Origin of the sequence: Afifella marina DSM 2698, from assembly GCF_900102695.1 — a bacterium.
Taxonomy (GTDB): domain Bacteria; phylum Pseudomonadota; class Alphaproteobacteria; order Rhizobiales; family Afifellaceae; genus Afifella; species Afifella marina.
Genome location: NZ_FMVW01000001.1, coordinates 217733 through 233595 on the forward strand (window position 1 = coordinate 217733; position 15863 = coordinate 233595).

At 63.4% G+C, this 15863-nt stretch carries 14 protein-coding genes; 7 read left to right on the forward strand and 7 right to left on the reverse strand.

Annotation, left to right across the window (positions count from 1 at the left end):
- Positions 1-17 precede the first annotated feature (17 nt).
- The gene (locus tag BLP76_RS00985) at positions 18-902 is read left to right on the forward strand and encodes an ABC transporter permease subunit (RefSeq protein WP_092809029.1); all 885 of its coding nucleotides are present in this window, start codon (positions 18-20) and stop codon (positions 900-902) included.
- The gene (locus BLP76_RS00990) at positions 902-1693 is read left to right on the forward strand and encodes an ABC transporter permease (RefSeq protein WP_092809030.1); all 792 of its coding nucleotides are present in this window, start codon (positions 902-904) and stop codon (positions 1691-1693) included. The genes BLP76_RS00985 and BLP76_RS00990 overlap by 1 nt, the downstream gene beginning before the upstream one ends.
- 20 nt (positions 1694-1713) lie before the next feature.
- Here BLP76_RS00990 and BLP76_RS00995 read toward each other — a convergent pair whose 3' ends face one another.
- On the reverse strand, positions 1714-3459 hold the full coding sequence (locus BLP76_RS00995; protein WP_092809031.1) for an AsmA family protein: 1746 nt from the start codon (positions 3457-3459) through the stop codon (positions 1714-1716).
- 128 nt (positions 3460-3587) lie between these two features.
- On the opposite strand from BLP76_RS00995, the gene BLP76_RS01000 reads away from it, so the two are divergent.
- Positions 3588-5546, forward strand: coding sequence for an acetoacetate--CoA ligase (locus tag BLP76_RS01000; protein WP_092809032.1), 1959 nt, complete (start codon positions 3588-3590; stop codon positions 5544-5546).
- A gap of 24 nt (positions 5547-5570) precedes the next feature.
- On the opposite strand, the gene BLP76_RS01005 is transcribed toward BLP76_RS01000, so the two are convergent.
- The 4 genes from BLP76_RS01005 to BLP76_RS01020 all read right to left on the reverse strand — a co-directional run bounded on the left by BLP76_RS01005 (position 5571) and on the right by BLP76_RS01020 (position 8857).
- Positions 5571-6239: a hypothetical protein gene (locus BLP76_RS01005; RefSeq protein ID WP_092809033.1), complete on the reverse strand. Its 669-nt coding sequence runs from the start codon at positions 6237-6239 to the stop codon at positions 5571-5573.
- 39 nt (positions 6240-6278) lie between these two features.
- Positions 6279-7685: a radical SAM/SPASM domain-containing protein gene (locus BLP76_RS01010; protein ID WP_092809034.1), complete on the reverse strand. Its 1407-nt coding sequence runs from the start codon at positions 7683-7685 to the stop codon at positions 6279-6281.
- Between the two features lie 107 nt (positions 7686-7792).
- A complete protein-coding gene (locus tag BLP76_RS01015; protein ID WP_092809035.1) occupies positions 7793-7978 on the reverse strand; it encodes a hypothetical protein in 186 nt (61 codons plus the stop codon).
- A 285-nt stretch (positions 7979-8263) separates the two neighbouring features.
- Positions 8264-8857, reverse strand: a complete 594-nt coding sequence (locus tag BLP76_RS01020) for an exopolysaccharide biosynthesis protein (protein ID WP_092809036.1) — start codon at positions 8855-8857, stop codon at positions 8264-8266.
- Positions 8858-9096: 239 nt separating this feature from the next.
- Here BLP76_RS01020 and BLP76_RS18520 point away from each other — a divergent pair, with 239 nt between their 5' ends.
- The 4 genes from BLP76_RS18520 (at position 9097) to BLP76_RS01035 (ending at position 13085) form a co-directional block, all read left to right on the forward strand.
- A complete protein-coding gene (locus tag BLP76_RS18520; protein ID WP_139163650.1) occupies positions 9097-9306 on the forward strand; it encodes a hypothetical protein in 210 nt (69 codons plus the stop codon).
- A gap of 210 nt (positions 9307-9516) precedes the next feature.
- On the forward strand, positions 9517-11010 hold the full coding sequence (gene glpK, locus BLP76_RS01025; protein WP_092809037.1) for a glycerol kinase GlpK: 1494 nt from the start codon (positions 9517-9519) through the stop codon (positions 11008-11010).
- Positions 11011-11175: 165 nt separating this feature from the next.
- Positions 11176-11610, forward strand: a complete 435-nt coding sequence (locus BLP76_RS01030) for a DsrE family protein (RefSeq protein WP_092809038.1) — start codon at positions 11176-11178, stop codon at positions 11608-11610.
- 197 nt (positions 11611-11807) lie between these two features.
- Complete coding sequence (locus tag BLP76_RS01035) at positions 11808-13085, forward strand: nucleotide sugar dehydrogenase (RefSeq protein WP_244514344.1); 1278 nt, start codon at positions 11808-11810, stop codon at positions 13083-13085.
- On the opposite strand, the gene BLP76_RS01040 is transcribed toward BLP76_RS01035, so the two are convergent.
- Positions 13006-14535 carry a mannose-1-phosphate guanylyltransferase/mannose-6-phosphate isomerase gene (locus tag BLP76_RS01040; RefSeq protein ID WP_092809040.1) on the reverse strand — a complete coding sequence of 510 codons (1530 nt, stop codon included), beginning with the start codon at positions 14533-14535 and terminating at the stop codon, positions 13006-13008. The genes BLP76_RS01035 and BLP76_RS01040 overlap by 80 nt on opposite strands.
- 122 nt (positions 14536-14657) lie before the next feature.
- Positions 14658-15791, reverse strand: coding sequence for a GGDEF domain-containing protein (locus BLP76_RS01045; RefSeq protein WP_170130367.1), 1134 nt, complete (start codon positions 15789-15791; stop codon positions 14658-14660).
- Between the last annotated feature and the right edge of the window lie 72 nt (positions 15792-15863).

Here is a 15863-nt window from a genome sequence, read left to right on the forward strand (position 1 = left end):
GGGTCGGCGTGCACGCTTTGCGCAGCTTTTTCGCCCGCCGCGTCGTCATCGCCATTCCCTATCTGTGGCTCGCCGTCTTCTTTCTGGCGCCGTTTCTGATCGTCCTGAAGATCTCGTTTTCAGCGACCGCGATCGCCATGCCGCCCTACGCACCGGTCTTCGACGGGCTGGCGAACCTGTGGGAGAGGGTGCAGGACCTCTCCTTCGACAATTACGTCTGGCTGACGGAGGATGCGCTTTACATCAAAGCCTATCTTTCCTCGGTCAAGATCGCGCTCATTTCGACCGTGATCACGCTCCTCATCGGCTATCCTCTGGCGCTTGCGATGGCGCGCGCGCCGGACCGCATTCGTCCGCTCCTCTTGATGGCGATCATCCTGCCGTTTTGGACGTCGTTTCTGATCCGCGTCTATGCCTGGATCGGCATCCTGAAGCCCGAGGGGCTATTGAACCAGCTGCTTCTGTCGCTCGGCGTCATCGACCAGCCCCTCACCATCATCAACACCAATTGGGCGGTCTATATCGGCATCGTCTATTCCTACCTGCCCTTCATGGTGCTGCCGCTCTACGCCACCCTGGAGAAGATGGATTACCGGCTGATCGAGGCCGCGAACGATCTCGGTGCGACGCCGCTCGGGGCTTTTTGGAAGATCACCGTGCCTTTGTCGGTGCCCGGCATTCTGGCGGGATCGCTGCTCGTCTTCATTCCGGCCGTGGGGGAATTCGTCATCCCGGATCTTCTCGGTGGCTCCGACACCTTGATGATCGGGCGCACCCTCTGGGTCGAGTTCTTCTACAACCGCGACTGGCCGGTCGCGAGCGCGGTCGCGATCGTGCTCCTGCTCCTCCTCGTCGTGCCGATCGTCATTTTCCAGAAGATGCAGCAGAGGGCGTCGAGCTGATGCGCCGCTTCACCTCCTTCAATCTGGTCGCGCTCGTCTTCGGCCTCGCCTTCCTCTATCTGCCGATCCTCATTCTGATCATCTATTCCTTCAACGCCTCGCGCATCGTCACCGTCTGGGGCGGTTTTTCCACGCGCTGGTATGTCGAGCTCATGCACAATGAGAGCATTCTCGATGCGGCCTGGGTGACGTTGCGTGTCGGGCTCCTGTCGGCCTCAGTGGCGACCGTTCTCGGCACGCTTGCAGCCCTCGCGCTCGTGCGCGGTGGGCGGTTTTGGGGGCGCACGCTCTTTTCCGGCATGGTCTTCGCGCCCCTCGTCATGCCGGAGGTGATCACCGGTCTGTCGCTCCTGCTGCTCTTCGTGGCGATCAATTTCGATCGCGGCTTCTGGACGGTGACGATCGCGCACATCACCTTTTCGATGTGCTTCGTCGCCGTCGTCGTGCAGTCGCGGCTCCTCTCCTTCGACCGCTCCCTGGAAGAGGCGGCGCTCGATCTCGGGGCGACGCCGGTGAAGACCTTCTTTGCCGTCACGCTGCCTTTGATCGCGCCGGCCGTCATTGCCGGCTGGATGCTCGCCTTCTCGCTCTCGCTCGACGATCTCGTCATTGCGAGTTTCACGACGGGCCCGGGCGCAACCACCTTGCCGATGAAGATCTACAGCCAGGTTCGGCGCGGCGTGACGCCCGAAATCAACGCGGTCTGCACCATCCTCGTGGCGCTGGTGACGCTGGGGGTGCTGACGGCTTCGATCCTCGGCAAGGCCCGCTCACCGGCGCGGACACCTTAAGCCACGGTCAGTGACGCTCCTCAATTCGAGGCGGGCGCACGCGATGTCAGTTCGGGGCTTGCCAAAGTGCCGATGATTTCGATCGGCATCGCCGGCTGATCCGTCTTCGGCGTGAGCGTCCCGGACAGATCGAGGCGGCGGTCATGAAGGCCGATCTCACCGGTAAGCGCTGCGGTGTAGCGGGATGTCTCGACGAGGCCATCGGTGAGTTCACCCTGCCCGTCGGCGAAGGTGAGGCCCGCTTTGAGCAGCGTGAAAGGCGTGCTTGCGGTCGCGTTGAGAAGCGGCTGCGCCCCGCCTTCAGGCGCCTTGGCGGCCGCGTCCAGATCGACATAGGGCAGGCGGCCGTTCTTGGCGTCGACGGTGAGACGCCCGGTCGCGGCCTGCAGCATGGCGCCGACATCTTCGCCGGAGCCGGCCAGTTCGACCATGATATCCGCCGTCCCCTCGATCGGCGCGGTGCCGAGCATGGAGGTGAGGCCGGCGGTCTTGAGCTCGTGCGCGCGCAAGGCGGTCTGCAGACGCGGCAGGCCTTCATCCACATCGAGGGTGATGTTGCCGCTGAGATGCCCGCCATAAAGCTCCGCCTCGCCGATCGTCAGAAGGGCATGGCCGTTCTGGACGAGAAGGGAGGCCCCGACCCGCTGCAGGCGGGCCGCATCGACCCGAACCTCGCCGGCCGAGACGCGAAGATCGGCCTTGAAATCGTCGAGCCAGCCGGTGGTGAGGCGGGTTTTGAGGATCTCCGGCGCCGCGCCGTCGTCGACGCGGAAGAGATGATGCAGGACCGGCGTCGTATCGAAGGAGGGGAAGGCGAGCGTTCCGGACACGGACGGCGTGCCGGTGAAATCGAGCCGCAAGGCGCCCTTTCCCGAAACGCCGTTCAGATTGAGGGTGGCGTCGGAAAACGTCGCCATATTGCCGGCGATGTCGGCGTCGCTGTCGAGGCGAATGGTCTGGAAGGGCGAGGCTTCGGCATAATGGCTGCTGAACCAGGAGAGGACGTTGGGCGCGTCTTCGAGGTTGAGGGCGAGCCGGCCGAGGAGATGCGGATCGCGCGGGTCGCGCACGGTCCCGCTGAAGGAGGCGTTGAGGCTTTTTGCCTGCACATCGAGATTGAGCGTCGTTTCGCCGGCCCGAATGAAGCGGTAGGGCTGCTGGGCGGAGGCGGTGATACGCATCTCTTCGCCGTGCCGCACGAAGCGGCCGGAAACCTCGATGGGTTTTCTGACGCTGTCCCATTGCAGATTGAGGTTGACCTTGGAGAAGACCTCGCGGCGTCCGGTCTGCTCGTCGCTGTAGACGATGCGACCGTTCTGGATGACGAAGGAGCCGAGGCGCACATCGCCGGCAAAGGCCAGTTGCAGTGCGGCGGCACTCGTGTCGAAATCCCAGCTCTCCGCCCCATCGGCGGCGCGTCGCAGCGAAATCACGGGAGAGACGATGGTGAAATCCTCGATTTCGACCTCGCCGATGAGAAGCGGCAGGAGGCGCACCGAGGCTTTGAGGAAGGCCATCTGGACGAAAGGCGTGTCGTCGCCAGGAGGTCCGGCGATTTCCACGTCCTTGAGCTTGACGCTGAGGCGCGGCAGGAGCGTGATGACGGCTTCGCCTTCGAGCGAGACTTCCCGCCCGGTCCAGGCCGATATCTGCTCGGCGACCCGACGCTTGACGTCTTCGGGCGAGACGAGTTGGCTAGCGAGGAATGCCAGCCCGCCCACGATTATGACCAGGAGGCCGAGGGCGATAAGCAGCCGCCGCATCATGGGAACCTATCTCCGTTGTCATCGCGATAGGGGCTTTGCCGCCCGAAGGCAAGGCGCTTGGGGCTTTCTGCACGCCTTCCTGCGTGAGGCAAGACCGCCCTTACAGAACACGAGCCGAGGAAACGCTGATGAACGATACGCCTTTGTGGAAACCCGATCCGGCCAAGGCCGAGGCGACGCCCATGGCGCGCTTCCGCAAAACCGCAGCCGAGGCGGCGGCGGGTGAAGAGCTCTCCGACTATCACGCTTTGCACGCGTGGTCGGTGCGTGATCCTGCCGCTTTCTGGAACGCGATCTGGGATCATTGCGGCGTCGTCGGCGAAAAGGGCGAGCGGATCCTGGAAAGCGCCGAGGCGATGCCGGGGGCGGCCTTCTTTCCGGATGCGCGGCTGAATTTCGCCGAGAACCTCTTGAAGCGCAAAGGCGCCGAGGATGCCCTCGTCTTCCGCGGCGAAGACAAGGTGAGGCGGCGGCTCTCCTGGGACGATCTCCGCGGTCTCGTCTCGCGCCTGCAGCAGGCAATGCGCGACGCCGGCATCGGCAAGGGCGACCCGGTGGCGGCGATGATGCCGAACATGCCGGAAACGATCGCCGCGATGCTGGCGGCAAGCTCGCTCGGCGCGATCTGGTCGTCCTGCTCGCCGGATTTCGGCGAGGGCGGCGTTCTCGACCGGTTCGGCCAGATCGAGCCGAAGCTCCTCATCGCCTGCGACGGCTATTGGTACAACGGCAAGAAGATCGAGGTGGCCGACAAGCTCGGCAAGATCGCCGAGAAGCTTCCGACGGCCGCAAAGGTCGTCATCGTGCCCTATCTCGACCAGGCCGAGGAGGTGGCGAAGCGCGTGAAACGGGGCGTCGCCCTCGATGATTTCATCGCCGCTTTCGAGGCGAAGGAGCCGACCTTCGAGCGCCTGCCCTTCAACCATCCGCTCTATGTGCTCTTTTCCTCCGGCACGACGGGCATTCCGAAATGCATCGTGCATGGGGCGGGCGGCACGCTGCTGCAGCATCTGAAGGAGCACCGGCTGCATTGCTCGATTAGGCCGGGCGAGAAGCTTTTCTACTTCACCACCTGCGGCTGGATGATGTGGAACTGGCTCGTCTCGGGGCTCGCCTGCGATGCGACGCTCCTGCTTTACGACGGCTCGCCCTTCTATCCCGACGGCAACGTTCTGTTCGATTATGCCGCCGAAGAGAAGATGGCGATCTTCGGCACCTCGGCGAAGTTCATCGATGCGGTGCGCAAGGCGGGGCTTAAGCCGGCGACGTCGCACGACCTTTCGGCTCTGCGCATGATGACCTCGACCGGCTCGCCGCTCGCGCCGGAGAATTTCGACTTCGTCTACGAGGCGATCAAGAAGGATATGCATCTCGCCTCGATTTCTGGCGGCACCGACATCGTCTCCTGCTTCGTCCTCGGCATTCCGACCGAGCCCGTCTGGCGTGGCGAGATCCAGGGGCCGGGTCTCGGCATGGCGGTCGATGTGTGGGACGAGGACGGCCAGCCCGTGAAGGGAGCCAAGGGCGAACTCGTCTGCACGAAGCCCTTTCCGTCGATGCCGGTGATGTTCTGGAACGATCCCGACGGGATCAAATACCAGTCTGCCTATTTCGATCGCTTTCCGGGCGTGTGGTGCCATGGCGACTTTGCCGAATGGACCGAACATGGCGGCATCATCATCCATGGCCGCTCCGATGCGACGCTCAATCCGGGCGGGGTCAGGATCGGGACAGCGGAAATCTACAACCAGGTCGAAAAGCTGCCGGAGATCCTGGAGGCGCTCGCCATCGGCCAGACCTATGACGACGATGTGCGCATCGTTCTCTTCGTCAGGCTCGCGGAGGGTGTCGAGCTCGATGCGGAGATGACGAAGCGCATCAAGCAGCAGATCCGCGAGGGGGCCTCGCCCCGCCACGTGCCGCAGAAGATCGTCCAGGTCGCCGATATTCCGCGCACGAAGTCGGGAAAGATCACCGAGCTTGCCGTGCGCGACATCGTCCACGGCCGCGACGTGAAGAATCTCGAGGCGCTCGCCAATCCCGAAGCGCTCGATCTCTTCCGGGATATCGAAGCGCTTCGAGAGTAAGAAATCGGGGGAGTTGGGCGAACGTCAGAAGACGCGGCGCAATTCGGCGTTCGCCTTTATCATGTACATCAAGGTCTCGCCTTCCGTGCGCACGGCACGCAGATGGCCGGCTGCCAGGTCGACCGTCTTGAAGCGGGCGTACTGCACTTTGGTGGCCGACAGCGCGGTCGCATAGGCAAGCTCGAACAGGCTCTTGCCCTTGTTGGGGCCGCTGTCGACGACCTTGCTTCCTTCCTTCGAGCTCGGGCTGTCCTTGTTAAGCTCGCTGTGGCTCGGTGCGTTCGGTCCGCACAGTTTTGGCGAGCCGAGCGCCCAGGTGCCGCTGACGATATCTGCGGGCAAGGTCGCAAGCGTCTGGTCCCAGACGGGGATCGGCGCCTCATCCACATGCAATTCGATCCAGTTCGAATGCGCGTAGAAGTCCTGCGTCGTATGGAGGAGGGCGCCGAACGCGGCGAGTGCGGGATCTCCGTACTTGTCACCGATCGTGTCGATGAGGTTCCATTCCTCGCCGATATGCTGGATGCCGCCGGGAAAATCGCAATTGTCGAAATGCACGTAGCTTTTCGTCTGCAGCAGATCTTGCGCCATATTGGCGAGAACCACATAGCCGAGTTGCTGTTGATCGAGGACGCCGTCATTGGCCTCTTCGGTCAGTTGAGCATGATAGTTGATGTCGAATTTCACGGTCATGGGTTTGGCCTTTCCGCGGGCGGTGGTCCTGGAGCGTGCTCAGGCGAAAAAAGGCCCGCCGCAATGTGGGTCCTTGGCGTAGTAGCTGCCGGTGGCGTTGAACGAATCCACGAAGCAAGAGGTGCGGCAGGCATAGAGCTTGGAGCAGCGCGCGCATTCCGGATCGATCAGCGCGGGTGCCACCGTGCGCTCACGCAGCGCCGCGAACGCGTCCCCGTTCCAGATCGCTTTCAGCCCGGCCTCGAAGACGTTGCCGTAGGTGAAGTCCTTCACGCCATGCATCTTGTCGCAGACGGACACATCGCCGGTCGGAAAGATCGACATACCCATATTGATGCCGCCGCAAGGATACCAGTCGTCCTCGCTCCATTTGCGGCTCGTGTCCTTGGGGGGATGAATGCGGCAGAGAGCGGCGTAATCGTCGCGTTTCTTCGCCACCTTCTGGCGCACTTGCGCGAGCTCTTCGTCCGTGACGTTCGTTTCTGAATTGGCGCCGGAATGGATGGCGCCGGTTTCCATGTAGGAGATGCCGATCTCCGCAACGCCGAGCGTGACGAGAAGGTCGATCATCGTCTCGACGCCGTGTTGTGTCTTGGGGGTCAGCACGCTCTTCACGATGACCTTGATGCCGGCGTCGGTCAGATAGTGGATGGCGTTGAGCACGCGCTGGAACTGCCCGCGCGAGCGCGTCACCGCGTCGTGGAGCTCTGCCGTCGGCGCGTCGAAGGAAATCGTGATCTCCTCCATCCCCGCTTGGGCGAGGCGTTGCGCGATCCTCTGATCCGAGCCGATCACCGTGCCATTGCTGGTGATCGTCGGGATCATGCCGCGGCTGAGGCCGTGCTCGATGACCTCCAGCCAGCCCTTGAAGAGAGTGGGTTCGCCGCCGGTGAGGCCGAGGAATACGACACCCCAATCCGCCGCCTCGTCGACCACCTCCATACACTTCGTCAGGTCCCAGCGCGGGTCTCCCTTTTGCCGGAGATCCTGATAGCAATAGGTGCAGTCGAAATTGCATTTGAAGGTCAGCGTGATGTTGATGCCTGCGGGCACCGGCCATTGCCCATGCATGGCGCTCGCGATGACCGCGTCGTTTCCTGGATAGAGAAAGCTCTTCGGTTCGAAGCGCGGTTTGACATGCAGATCAGGCCGCGCCCCTCTGACAGGCAGGTCGTCCTCCGTCAGGAACATCCGGTTCTGCTCGATGAGCCGGAGCACCTGCGATCGCGCGTTCGCAGGGGAAAGCCCGAATGTCTCTCCGTACAGAAAGGCGATCTCGGCGGAAGTCATCTGGCCGTGGCAGAGCGACAGAAAGAACGCGTGTGAGGGATGGATCATCCGAATGAGCGAAGGATGATAGCCATGTGCCAGCGCGTAGCCTTGCATAGGTTTCAGCCGCACATTGTCCTTCAGGACAGGAACGGAGTGCTTCGCTTCAACGCCCATTGTGGCCTCCTCCCGGCGTGTGAATTGGGCCCGTCTTCGCCGCTCGAAAGGCGGCGTTAGGCGGAGAAAGATCCGGCGCCCGGGGAACGGACGCCGGACGCTTCATGTCAAAGCGGTTGCACCTGAATGCAGGTGGAAAGGACGTTCCAGCAGCCGGGATCGCAGCCGACGGCTTCCTTTCCAGTCTCCAGGTTCTTGGCGCGGGCCTCCGCCCGGTCCGCTTCCTCGCGCAACTGCTTGGCGAGGCCACGCAAATAGTCAGGCTGATGCAGATGTCCGGCTTCAGTTGCCATAATGACTTCCTCCTCGTGTGCGTGACGCAACACGAGAATAACGTTCTAAATTAGAAGCAGAGTCAAGTTGAAATACTCAATAATAAATACCTGCAAAGAATAGATCTCCGCTCTTATTGGAAATGAACGTACAATAATTCAATATTTACATTTTTATACAAAGCGGGCGCCGGGCCGGAGATGTTGATTGGCGTCGGTTTCGGTCGCGTGGATGTGTGGTTGCTAATTGAACAGCGGGATCAGAAGAACGGGTCGCCGGCAGGCGCTCGTGCGTGACCTTGCCTGCTACAGGGCCGGCGCGAAGATGCTTGCCGTCACCACCAAAGCGACGGCTGCAAGGCCAGTGGCGGCGATCATCAAGGCGCCGTCGCAGACGAGGAGCGCGAGCCCGAAGAGCGCGACGGCGCCCATCGGCGCGCTGCTTGCAAACGGGATAAGCTCCAAAGGTGGCACCGTCAGCGTCATCAGGATGCAGATGAAGGCCGCAATCCGCACGAAGGGGCCCCTGGCGTAGCGGGTGAGGCGGCCGTGGAACCAGCGGTCGAGGCGGCGCGCGAAGGAGCGCATGGATTGCGTCGCCGCACCGAGTTTCCTGGCGGAGACGCTCTGGCGCGACACGAATTCGGGGATCCAGAAATGGTCGCGGCCGAACAGCATCTGACCTGCGAAGAGCGCGATGATGGCGGCGAGGAAGGTTGGAACCCCCGGGATCCCGCCGATCGGTGAAAGCTCGATCAAGGCGGGGACCAGGAGGAAGGGGCCATAGCTGCGATGGCCGAACGTATCCATCATCTGCCCGATCGAAACGCGCTTATGCCGGCGGGCCGTTTCGGCGAGGCGATCGACGACTTCGGTCGTGTTGCGAGGATGCGATTCCATGATCGCCGAACGGCGGAGGGGGAGGTGGGTTCCACGCCGTGCCTGACTGTGCGGCCTTCCCCCGCGGCCCGCGTAGGCCGGCTCTGGCGGACTTCAAAGGGATTAACGGAATTTCCGCTATCTCGCGTCTCAGCCTCCCGAATTCGCGATGGCAGCTATCGACTAAGGTGCGTTGTGCAGTGCGGCAGGCGGGCGTAGGGCAGCGGCAAGAATAGAAGGGTCAAAGCAGGAGTGATCCCATGCGCACATCCCCCTCAACCCCCCAACCCCATCTCGCTGGAGCGCACTGGCACGACGCGCTGGCACGTCAGGGCCGTTCGTTCGCTCAGATGATGTCGACCTTTGCCACCGCCTGCGATCTTGCGGCCGAAGCGGAAGCGACCGGGCACGCCCCGGCCGACGCGTTCGACCGCCTGTGCGGCAACAAGAAAACGGCCGCGCGCCACTGACCGCTTTTCGTCACTGACTGGCCTCGCAATACGCCGGACCCGGGTTGTCGGGCCGGCGTGTTGCATTCAGAAGATGCGGATTTTTGGGTGTTTGTCCGCAGCACCCGGGCCGCGTGTCGATTTCCTTCCCCGTATCCTGCCTTCGCCCTTGAGCATGGCTGGCGCTCGTCCAATAAGGGGCGAGACGAAAAAAATAGGGAAGGGTAGGATATGGGCGGTTACGTCCTCGCCATCGATCAGGGCACGACATCGTCACGCGCGATCGTCTTTGACGATCGCGCCCACGTCATGGGCGTCGGGCAGCTGGAATTCCAGCAGCATTTCCCGCGTTCAGGCTGGGTAGAGCACAATCCGGAAGATCTGTGGCGCACCACGGTGGAAACCGTGCGCCGCGCCTTGGCCGAAGCCCGGCTCTCCGCGACGGATCTCGCCGGCATCGGCATCACCAATCAGCGCGAGACGGCACTCGTCTGGGACCGCCACACGGGCGAGCCGATCCACAACGCCATCGTCTGGCAGGATCGCCGGACGGCGCGGCTTTGCGAGCGTCTCATCAAGGAGGGCAATGCCGAGCCGGTTGCCGAGAAGACCGGTCTTCTGATCGACAGCTATTTCTCCGGCACCAAGGTGAACTGGCTTCTCGACAATGTCGAAGGGGCGAGAGCGCGCGCGGAAGCGGGTGACCTTCTCTTCGGCACGGTCGACACCTGGCTCATCTGGAAGCTGACGGGCGGTCGCGTGCACGCGACCGACGCGACCAATGCGGCGCGGACGCTGATGTTCGACATTCGCCGCAACGAATGGGACGACGATCTTCTCGCCATGCTCGGCGTGCCCCGGTCCATGCTGCCGGAGGTGAAGGACAGCGCCGCGGAATTCGGCGAGACGGATCCGGCGATCTTCGGCACGGCGATCCCGATCCGCGGCGTCGCCGGCGATCAGCACGCGGCAACCCTCGGCCAGGCCTGTTTCACGCCTGGCATGGTGAAATCGACCTACGGAACCGGCTGTTTCGCCGTCCTCAATACGGGTGACGAATTCGTCCGCTCCAAGAACAAGCTTCTGACCACGATCGCCTATCGTCTCGACGGGCGCACCACCTACGCGATCGAGGGCTCGATTTTCGTGGCCGGCGCCGCCGTGCAATGGCTGCGCGACGGGCTCAAAATGATCGACCGCGCCGAAGAATCGGGTGAACTCGCGGGCCGCGCCGATGCCGGTCAGGACGTCTACCTCGTTCCGGCCTTCACCGGGCTCGGCGCGCCCTGGTGGGATTCCGATGCGCGCGGCGCGTTGTTCGGTCTGACGCGGGCGACGGGTCCGGCCGAGCTGGCCCGGGCGGCCCTTGAATCGGTGTGCTTCCAGACGGCCGACCTCATCTCCGCCATGCAGCGCGACTGGCAGGGGGCCGACGATCCGGTTCTGCGCGTCGACGGCGGCATGGTGGCGAGCGATTGGACGATGCAGCGTCTTGCCGATCTTCTCGATGCGCCGGTTGATCGGCCGGTGGTTCTGGAAACGACCGCTCTTGGCGCGGCGTGGCTCGCCGGCCGGCAGGCGGGCGTGTGGCCGCATGAAGAGGAATTCGCCAAGGCCTGGCGCCCCGAGCGCCGCTTCACGCCGCAGATCTCCGAAGACGTGCGGACCGAAAAGCTCGCCGGCTGGCGCGATGCCGTGCGCCGGACGCTGACCCGGCAGGACTGACCGCACGATCTCTGCCAAATGATCTTTGACGATGCCGGCCGCCGCGCGACAGCGTGGCGGCCGGTCTCGTTGTGGGCGCGGCGAAGGGGCGCGGCATTCGGGCTTTACAGACCTCATCACAATCATATTCTTGAAGGTGAATGTGATGATTTGCGGAGAACCCTGATGCGCAAGATCCTTGCCCTCGCGAGCCTCGTTTTGGTTTTGGCCACGCCTGCCATGGCGCAGGAAAAGCCCGCGCTCGTGACCGTCGTGACATCGCCCGAACCGCAGACGCAGCTGATGGCGATGGTGCTCACCATGCAATCGGTGCAGCAGGGGGCGAAGGCGCATGTGCTTCTATGCGGACCGGCGGCCGATATCGCCCTCAAGAATGCGCCGGCGAGCGCAATGGCGTTGCAGAAGCCGAAAGGCATGAGCCCGAAGGGGCTGATGCAGACGATCCTGAAGAAGACCGACACCTCCGTCGATGTCTGCGCCCTCTATCTGCCCAACAAGGGGCTGAGCGAGGATGCGCTCATCGACGGGGTCGGCGTGGCCGAGCCGCCGCAGATGGCGGAACGTCTCCTGGCGGAGAACACCCGCGTTCTGAGTTTTTGAGGAAGCCTTCGCGGCGCTCGATTTTGTCCTCTGCGCCAGCCGGAAACGTTATCCGGAACTGGGGAGGCCACAACCGGGAGCATGCCCTGCCGTTGACCGGAAAACCCGCCGCTTGTAGGCGTGTCGCATAGCATTTGGAGGACGGTTGCCGAGACATCGCCCCCCTGCCTGATCGTGACCATCGCATGAGGGGATCTTTGGACCCACATCGTCTCTCCGTCCTGGGGCTCGGATATGTCGGGCTCCCGGTCGCCGCAGCTTTTGCGCGCGGGGGCTATGAGGTGGTCGCCTTCGACATCGATACGGCCCGCGTGCATGAATTGCGCGCCGGGCGCGATCGCAACGCCGAGGTGACGCCGCAGGATCTCGCCTGTCCGAGGCTTCACATCACCTCCGACACGCAAGAGCTGTCGCGGGCCGATATTCACATCGTCACGGTGCCGACGCCGATCACGCCCGCCCGAAGGCCGGACCTCCGGCCGCTTCAGAGCGCTTCGGTGACTGTGGGGCGCGTGCTGAAGGCGGGCGATATCGTCGTGTACGAATCGACGGTCTATCCAGGCGCGACGGAGGAGGTCTGCGTGCCGATCCTCGAAGCCGAGAGCGGCTTGAGGTTCGGGCAGGACTTTGCCGTCGGCTATTCGCCGGAGCGCATCAATCCCGGAGACGACCGCCATCGTTTCGAGACCATCGCGAAGGTGGTTTCAGGCTCCGATGAAAAGACGCTCGATCGTCTCGCCGAGCTCTATGGCTCGGTGCTTAAGGCGGAAGTGCATCGCGCGCCCTCGATCCGCGTGGCGGAGGCCGCGAAAGTGATCGAGAACACGCAGCGCGACCTTAACATCGCGCTGATGAACGAGCTTGCCCTCATCTTCGACCGTCTCGGTCTGCGCACCGCCGACGTGCTGGCGGCCGCGCGCACCAAGTGGAATTTCGTCGATTTCACGCCGGGCCTCGTCGGCGGTCACTGCATCGGCGTCGATCCCTATTATCTGACGGCCAAGGCCGAGGAGACGGGCCACCATCCGGAGGTCATCCTGGCCGGGCGCCGCACCAATGACGGGATGGGCGCCTTCATTGCGCGCAAGACCGTCAAGCTGATGATCGGGCAGGGACTGCTTGTGAAGGGCAGCCGCGTCGGCATCTTTGGGCTCACCTTCAAGGAAAACGTTTCCGATCTCCGCAACAGCCGCGTGCCCGATATCGTCGAGGAGCTGCGGGACTATGGCATCACGCCCTTCGTCCACGATCCTCTCGCCGAAAAAGAGGCGACTTTTCGGGCCTATGGGATCGAGCTGAGCGAGCTTGAGGCGATCGACGATCTCGATGCGGCCATCTTGGCCGTTCCGCATGCGGGTTATCTCGCCGATGCCGGGCAGAAGCTCTTCGGGCGCGTCAGAAATGGCGGCGTGGTTGTGGATGTGAAGTCGCGTTTTGCGGATTGCCCGCCGCACCTCCATTACTGGAGCCTCTGACCGGCTCGCTCGCATAGGCGGGGCGCTCCCAGCCCCCGTCGCGAAGCCTGTCGTAATCGTCATCGAGCCGCACCACGTCGTCTTCGGCGAGATAGGTGCCGGATTGCACCTCGATCAGCTCGAGCGGGATTTTTCCGGGGTTTTCGAGCCGGTGCACGGCCCCGATCGGGATGAACGTCGATTCGTTCTCGTAGAGGAGCTTTTCGGTGTTCCCGATCGTGACGAGAGCCGTGCCGCGGACCACGATCCAGTGCTCGGCGCGGTGAAAATGCCGTTGCAGGGAGAGCCGGCCACCCGGCTTCACCTCGATGCGCTTGACCTGGAACCGCTCGCCGCGATCGATCGCCTGATAGCTTCCCCACGGGCGATAGACATAGGCCGGCTCTTCGATCTGCGGCCGGCCGCTTTGCTTGAGCATGGCAACGAGCGGTTTGAGCGCCTCGGCTTTTGATCGATCGGTGACGAGCGTCGCATCCCGCGTCTGAATGACGGCGAGGCCCGACAGGCCGACGACGGCGACGAGGTTGTCGCCCAGGACGTAATTGTCTTCGGCCTCGACGAAGAGGGCCTCTCCCCGCGCGGCATTGCCCTCCCCGTCCTTTTCGGTGAGCGACCAGAGCGCGTCCCAGGAGCCGATATCGCGCCAGCCCATGGAGACGGGAAGAACGCGTATGGTCTTCGTTTTCTCCAAGACGGCGACATCGATGGAGGCAGGAGTCGTGCGGGCGAAGCTCGTTTCCTCGAGCCGCGGACAGCCGAAATCGTATCTGGCGCCGGCCACGGCTTCAGCGGCAGCCGAGACCGTCTCGGGATCGAAGCGGGCATATTCGGCAAGGAGCTGATCGGCGCGAAAAACGAGATTGCCGGAGTTCCACAGATAGCCGGCGGCGACATAATTCTGCGCTGCCGCAGCGTCGGGTTTTTCGATGAAGGCGGCGACGGCACGGATCGCCGGCGTCTCGCCGGCGCCGTCGGGCCGGATGTAGCCATAGCCGGTGGCGGCATGGTCGGGGTGCACGCCGAAGGCCACGATCTGGCCCTGCTGTGCGCTGGCGGCGGCCTCCTGCGCGGCCGCCCGGAAACTGGCGACATCCTCCACCATGTGGTCGGCGGCGAGCATCATGACGATCGCCTGCGGATCCTGTCCGGCGATGAAATGGCTTCCGGCCGCAGCCGCCGGCCCGGAATCCCGGCCTTCGGGTTCGAGGAGAATGGTGGCGCTCACGCCGAGTGCCGCCAATTGCTCCGCCACCATGTGGCGATAGCGGGCGGCTGTAACGATCACCGGCGCCGCGAAGATAGCCGGCGCGCTGATACGATGGATCGTCTCTTGGAAGGTCGAGCATTTGCCCAGGAAATTGATGAATTGCTTCGGCGCGGATTCGCGCGAGGCCGGCCAAAGGCGCGTGCCTGATCCTCCGCACAAAATGAGCGGAACGATTGCCCCCATCGGTTCATCCCCCTGAACCCCAGGTAGCGATCGCAGGTTTTCGCAACTTATGCAAGGAGTGGCGCGCCGCCCTTTGCACCGTCCTCCCCGCCGTCCCCCGCGTCGTGCTCGGCAACGTGCGCTTAAGCGGCGCGCTGCGCGACGAACGAGCTCTCAGCATAGACGCAGATATTGGCTCGTCCCTGACGTTTCGCCTGGTAGAGGGCCTGATCCGCCATGGTGTAAAGCTGCTTCGCGCCGAGCTCGCCGGAAACGAAGGTCGCAAGGCCGGCACTCGCGCCGATGCGGATATCCTCGTGTCCGAGAGCAAAAGGTTGCGCGACGGCTGCGAGGATCGCTTTGCCCCTGAGGAGGGCTTCCGAGCTCCGCATGCCGACCGGCATGATGACGGCGAATTCGTCGCCGCCGATCCGCGCCGCGAAGGCCTCCGATGGCAGGGAGGCGCGGATACGCTCCGCCGAGGCGCAAAGAAGCTGATCGCCGATGATATGGCCGAACGTGTCGTTGACGGGTTTGAAGCCGTCGAGGTCGAGGAGGATGAGCGCGAAGCCTTCGCCACGGGCGCCCGCCTCGCAGATCGCCATCGCCATCTTCTCTTCGAAATAGGCGCGGTTCGGCAGCTTCGTGAGGTGATCGTGGCGTGCGAGCAGCCGCAGGGAGCGTTCCGCCTCAAGGCGCGCGACCATGGTCTGCGAATTGTGGATGATGAGCTGTGTGGCTCCGAGCGTGAACATGATCTCGATGAAGGCGAGAGCGAGGTAGCTCGGGCCGCCGAGCGTCAGCGATACGGCGATGACCGGCAGGAGAACCAGGAGGAGTTGTGTGACGGCGATGCGCGGCCGTACCACGCGCACGACGATGCCAGTGAAATAGGCCATGGTGAGCGTCATCACGACAACGTCGGCCATGTGGTTTTGAAAGACGAGCGTGCGTGCTGCCAAAGTGCCAAGACAGGCCGAGAACGCCCATCCCCCCGCCATATAGGCGAGCTCCCAGCGACGCCATTTGTCGCCAATACGCAACGCGCTTCTGCGCCAGCGTCGGTAGTGCAGGCATATGGCGATGCGCGCGAGGCCGACGAGAAATCCGACGATCGTGATGATGGCCAGAAGCTGATCGCCCGTATCCATCGCCGCGATCGTTCCGGCAACCACGAAACCGAACAATATCAGGGTGATAGAGGGCAACGCGCCGTAAACGAGATCGAGCAGATGCGGGAGGATCGTCTCCTCGCCATCGCTCCGCGATATGAGCATCGTTCCTGCTGTCATGGCTCCGCCCCACCTCCACAGCGGATGGGCTACAGGAATTGAGAAGTCCTGAATCCA

Bases quoted from the DNA above. Each gene is read 5' to 3' on its own strand.
- glpK (WP_092809037.1), top strand. From the start codon at position 9,517: ATGGGCGGTTACGTCCTCGCCATCGATCAGGGCACGACATCGTCACGC.
- BLP76_RS01000 (WP_092809032.1), top strand. From the start codon at position 3,588: ATGAACGATACGCCTTTGTGGAAACCCGATCCGGCCAAGGCCGAGGCG.
- BLP76_RS01005 (WP_092809033.1), bottom strand. From the start codon at position 6,239: ATGACCGTGAAATTCGACATCAACTATCATGCTCAACTGACCGAAGAG.
- BLP76_RS01020 (WP_092809036.1), bottom strand. From the start codon at position 8,857: ATGGAATCGCATCCTCGCAACACGACCGAAGTCGTCGATCGCCTCGCC.
- BLP76_RS01030 (WP_092809038.1), top strand. From the start codon at position 11,176: ATGCGCAAGATCCTTGCCCTCGCGAGCCTCGTTTTGGTTTTGGCCACG.
- BLP76_RS01040 (WP_092809040.1), bottom strand. From the start codon at position 14,535: ATGGGGGCAATCGTTCCGCTCATTTTGTGCGGAGGATCAGGCACGCGC.
- BLP76_RS01045 (WP_170130367.1), bottom strand. From the start codon at position 15,791: ATGCTCATATCGCGGAGCGATGGCGAGGAGACGATCCTCCCGCATCTG.
- BLP76_RS01010 (WP_092809034.1), bottom strand. From the start codon at position 7,685: ATGGGCGTTGAAGCGAAGCACTCCGTTCCTGTCCTGAAGGACAATGTG.
- BLP76_RS00990 (WP_092809030.1), top strand. From the start codon at position 902: ATGCGCCGCTTCACCTCCTTCAATCTGGTCGCGCTCGTCTTCGGCCTC.
- BLP76_RS01015 (WP_092809035.1), bottom strand. From the start codon at position 7,978: ATGGCAACTGAAGCCGGACATCTGCATCAGCCTGACTATTTGCGTGGC.
- BLP76_RS18520 (WP_139163650.1), top strand. From the start codon at position 9,097: ATGCGCACATCCCCCTCAACCCCCCAACCCCATCTCGCTGGAGCGCAC.
- BLP76_RS00995 (WP_092809031.1), bottom strand. From the start codon at position 3,459: ATGATGCGGCGGCTGCTTATCGCCCTCGGCCTCCTGGTCATAATCGTG.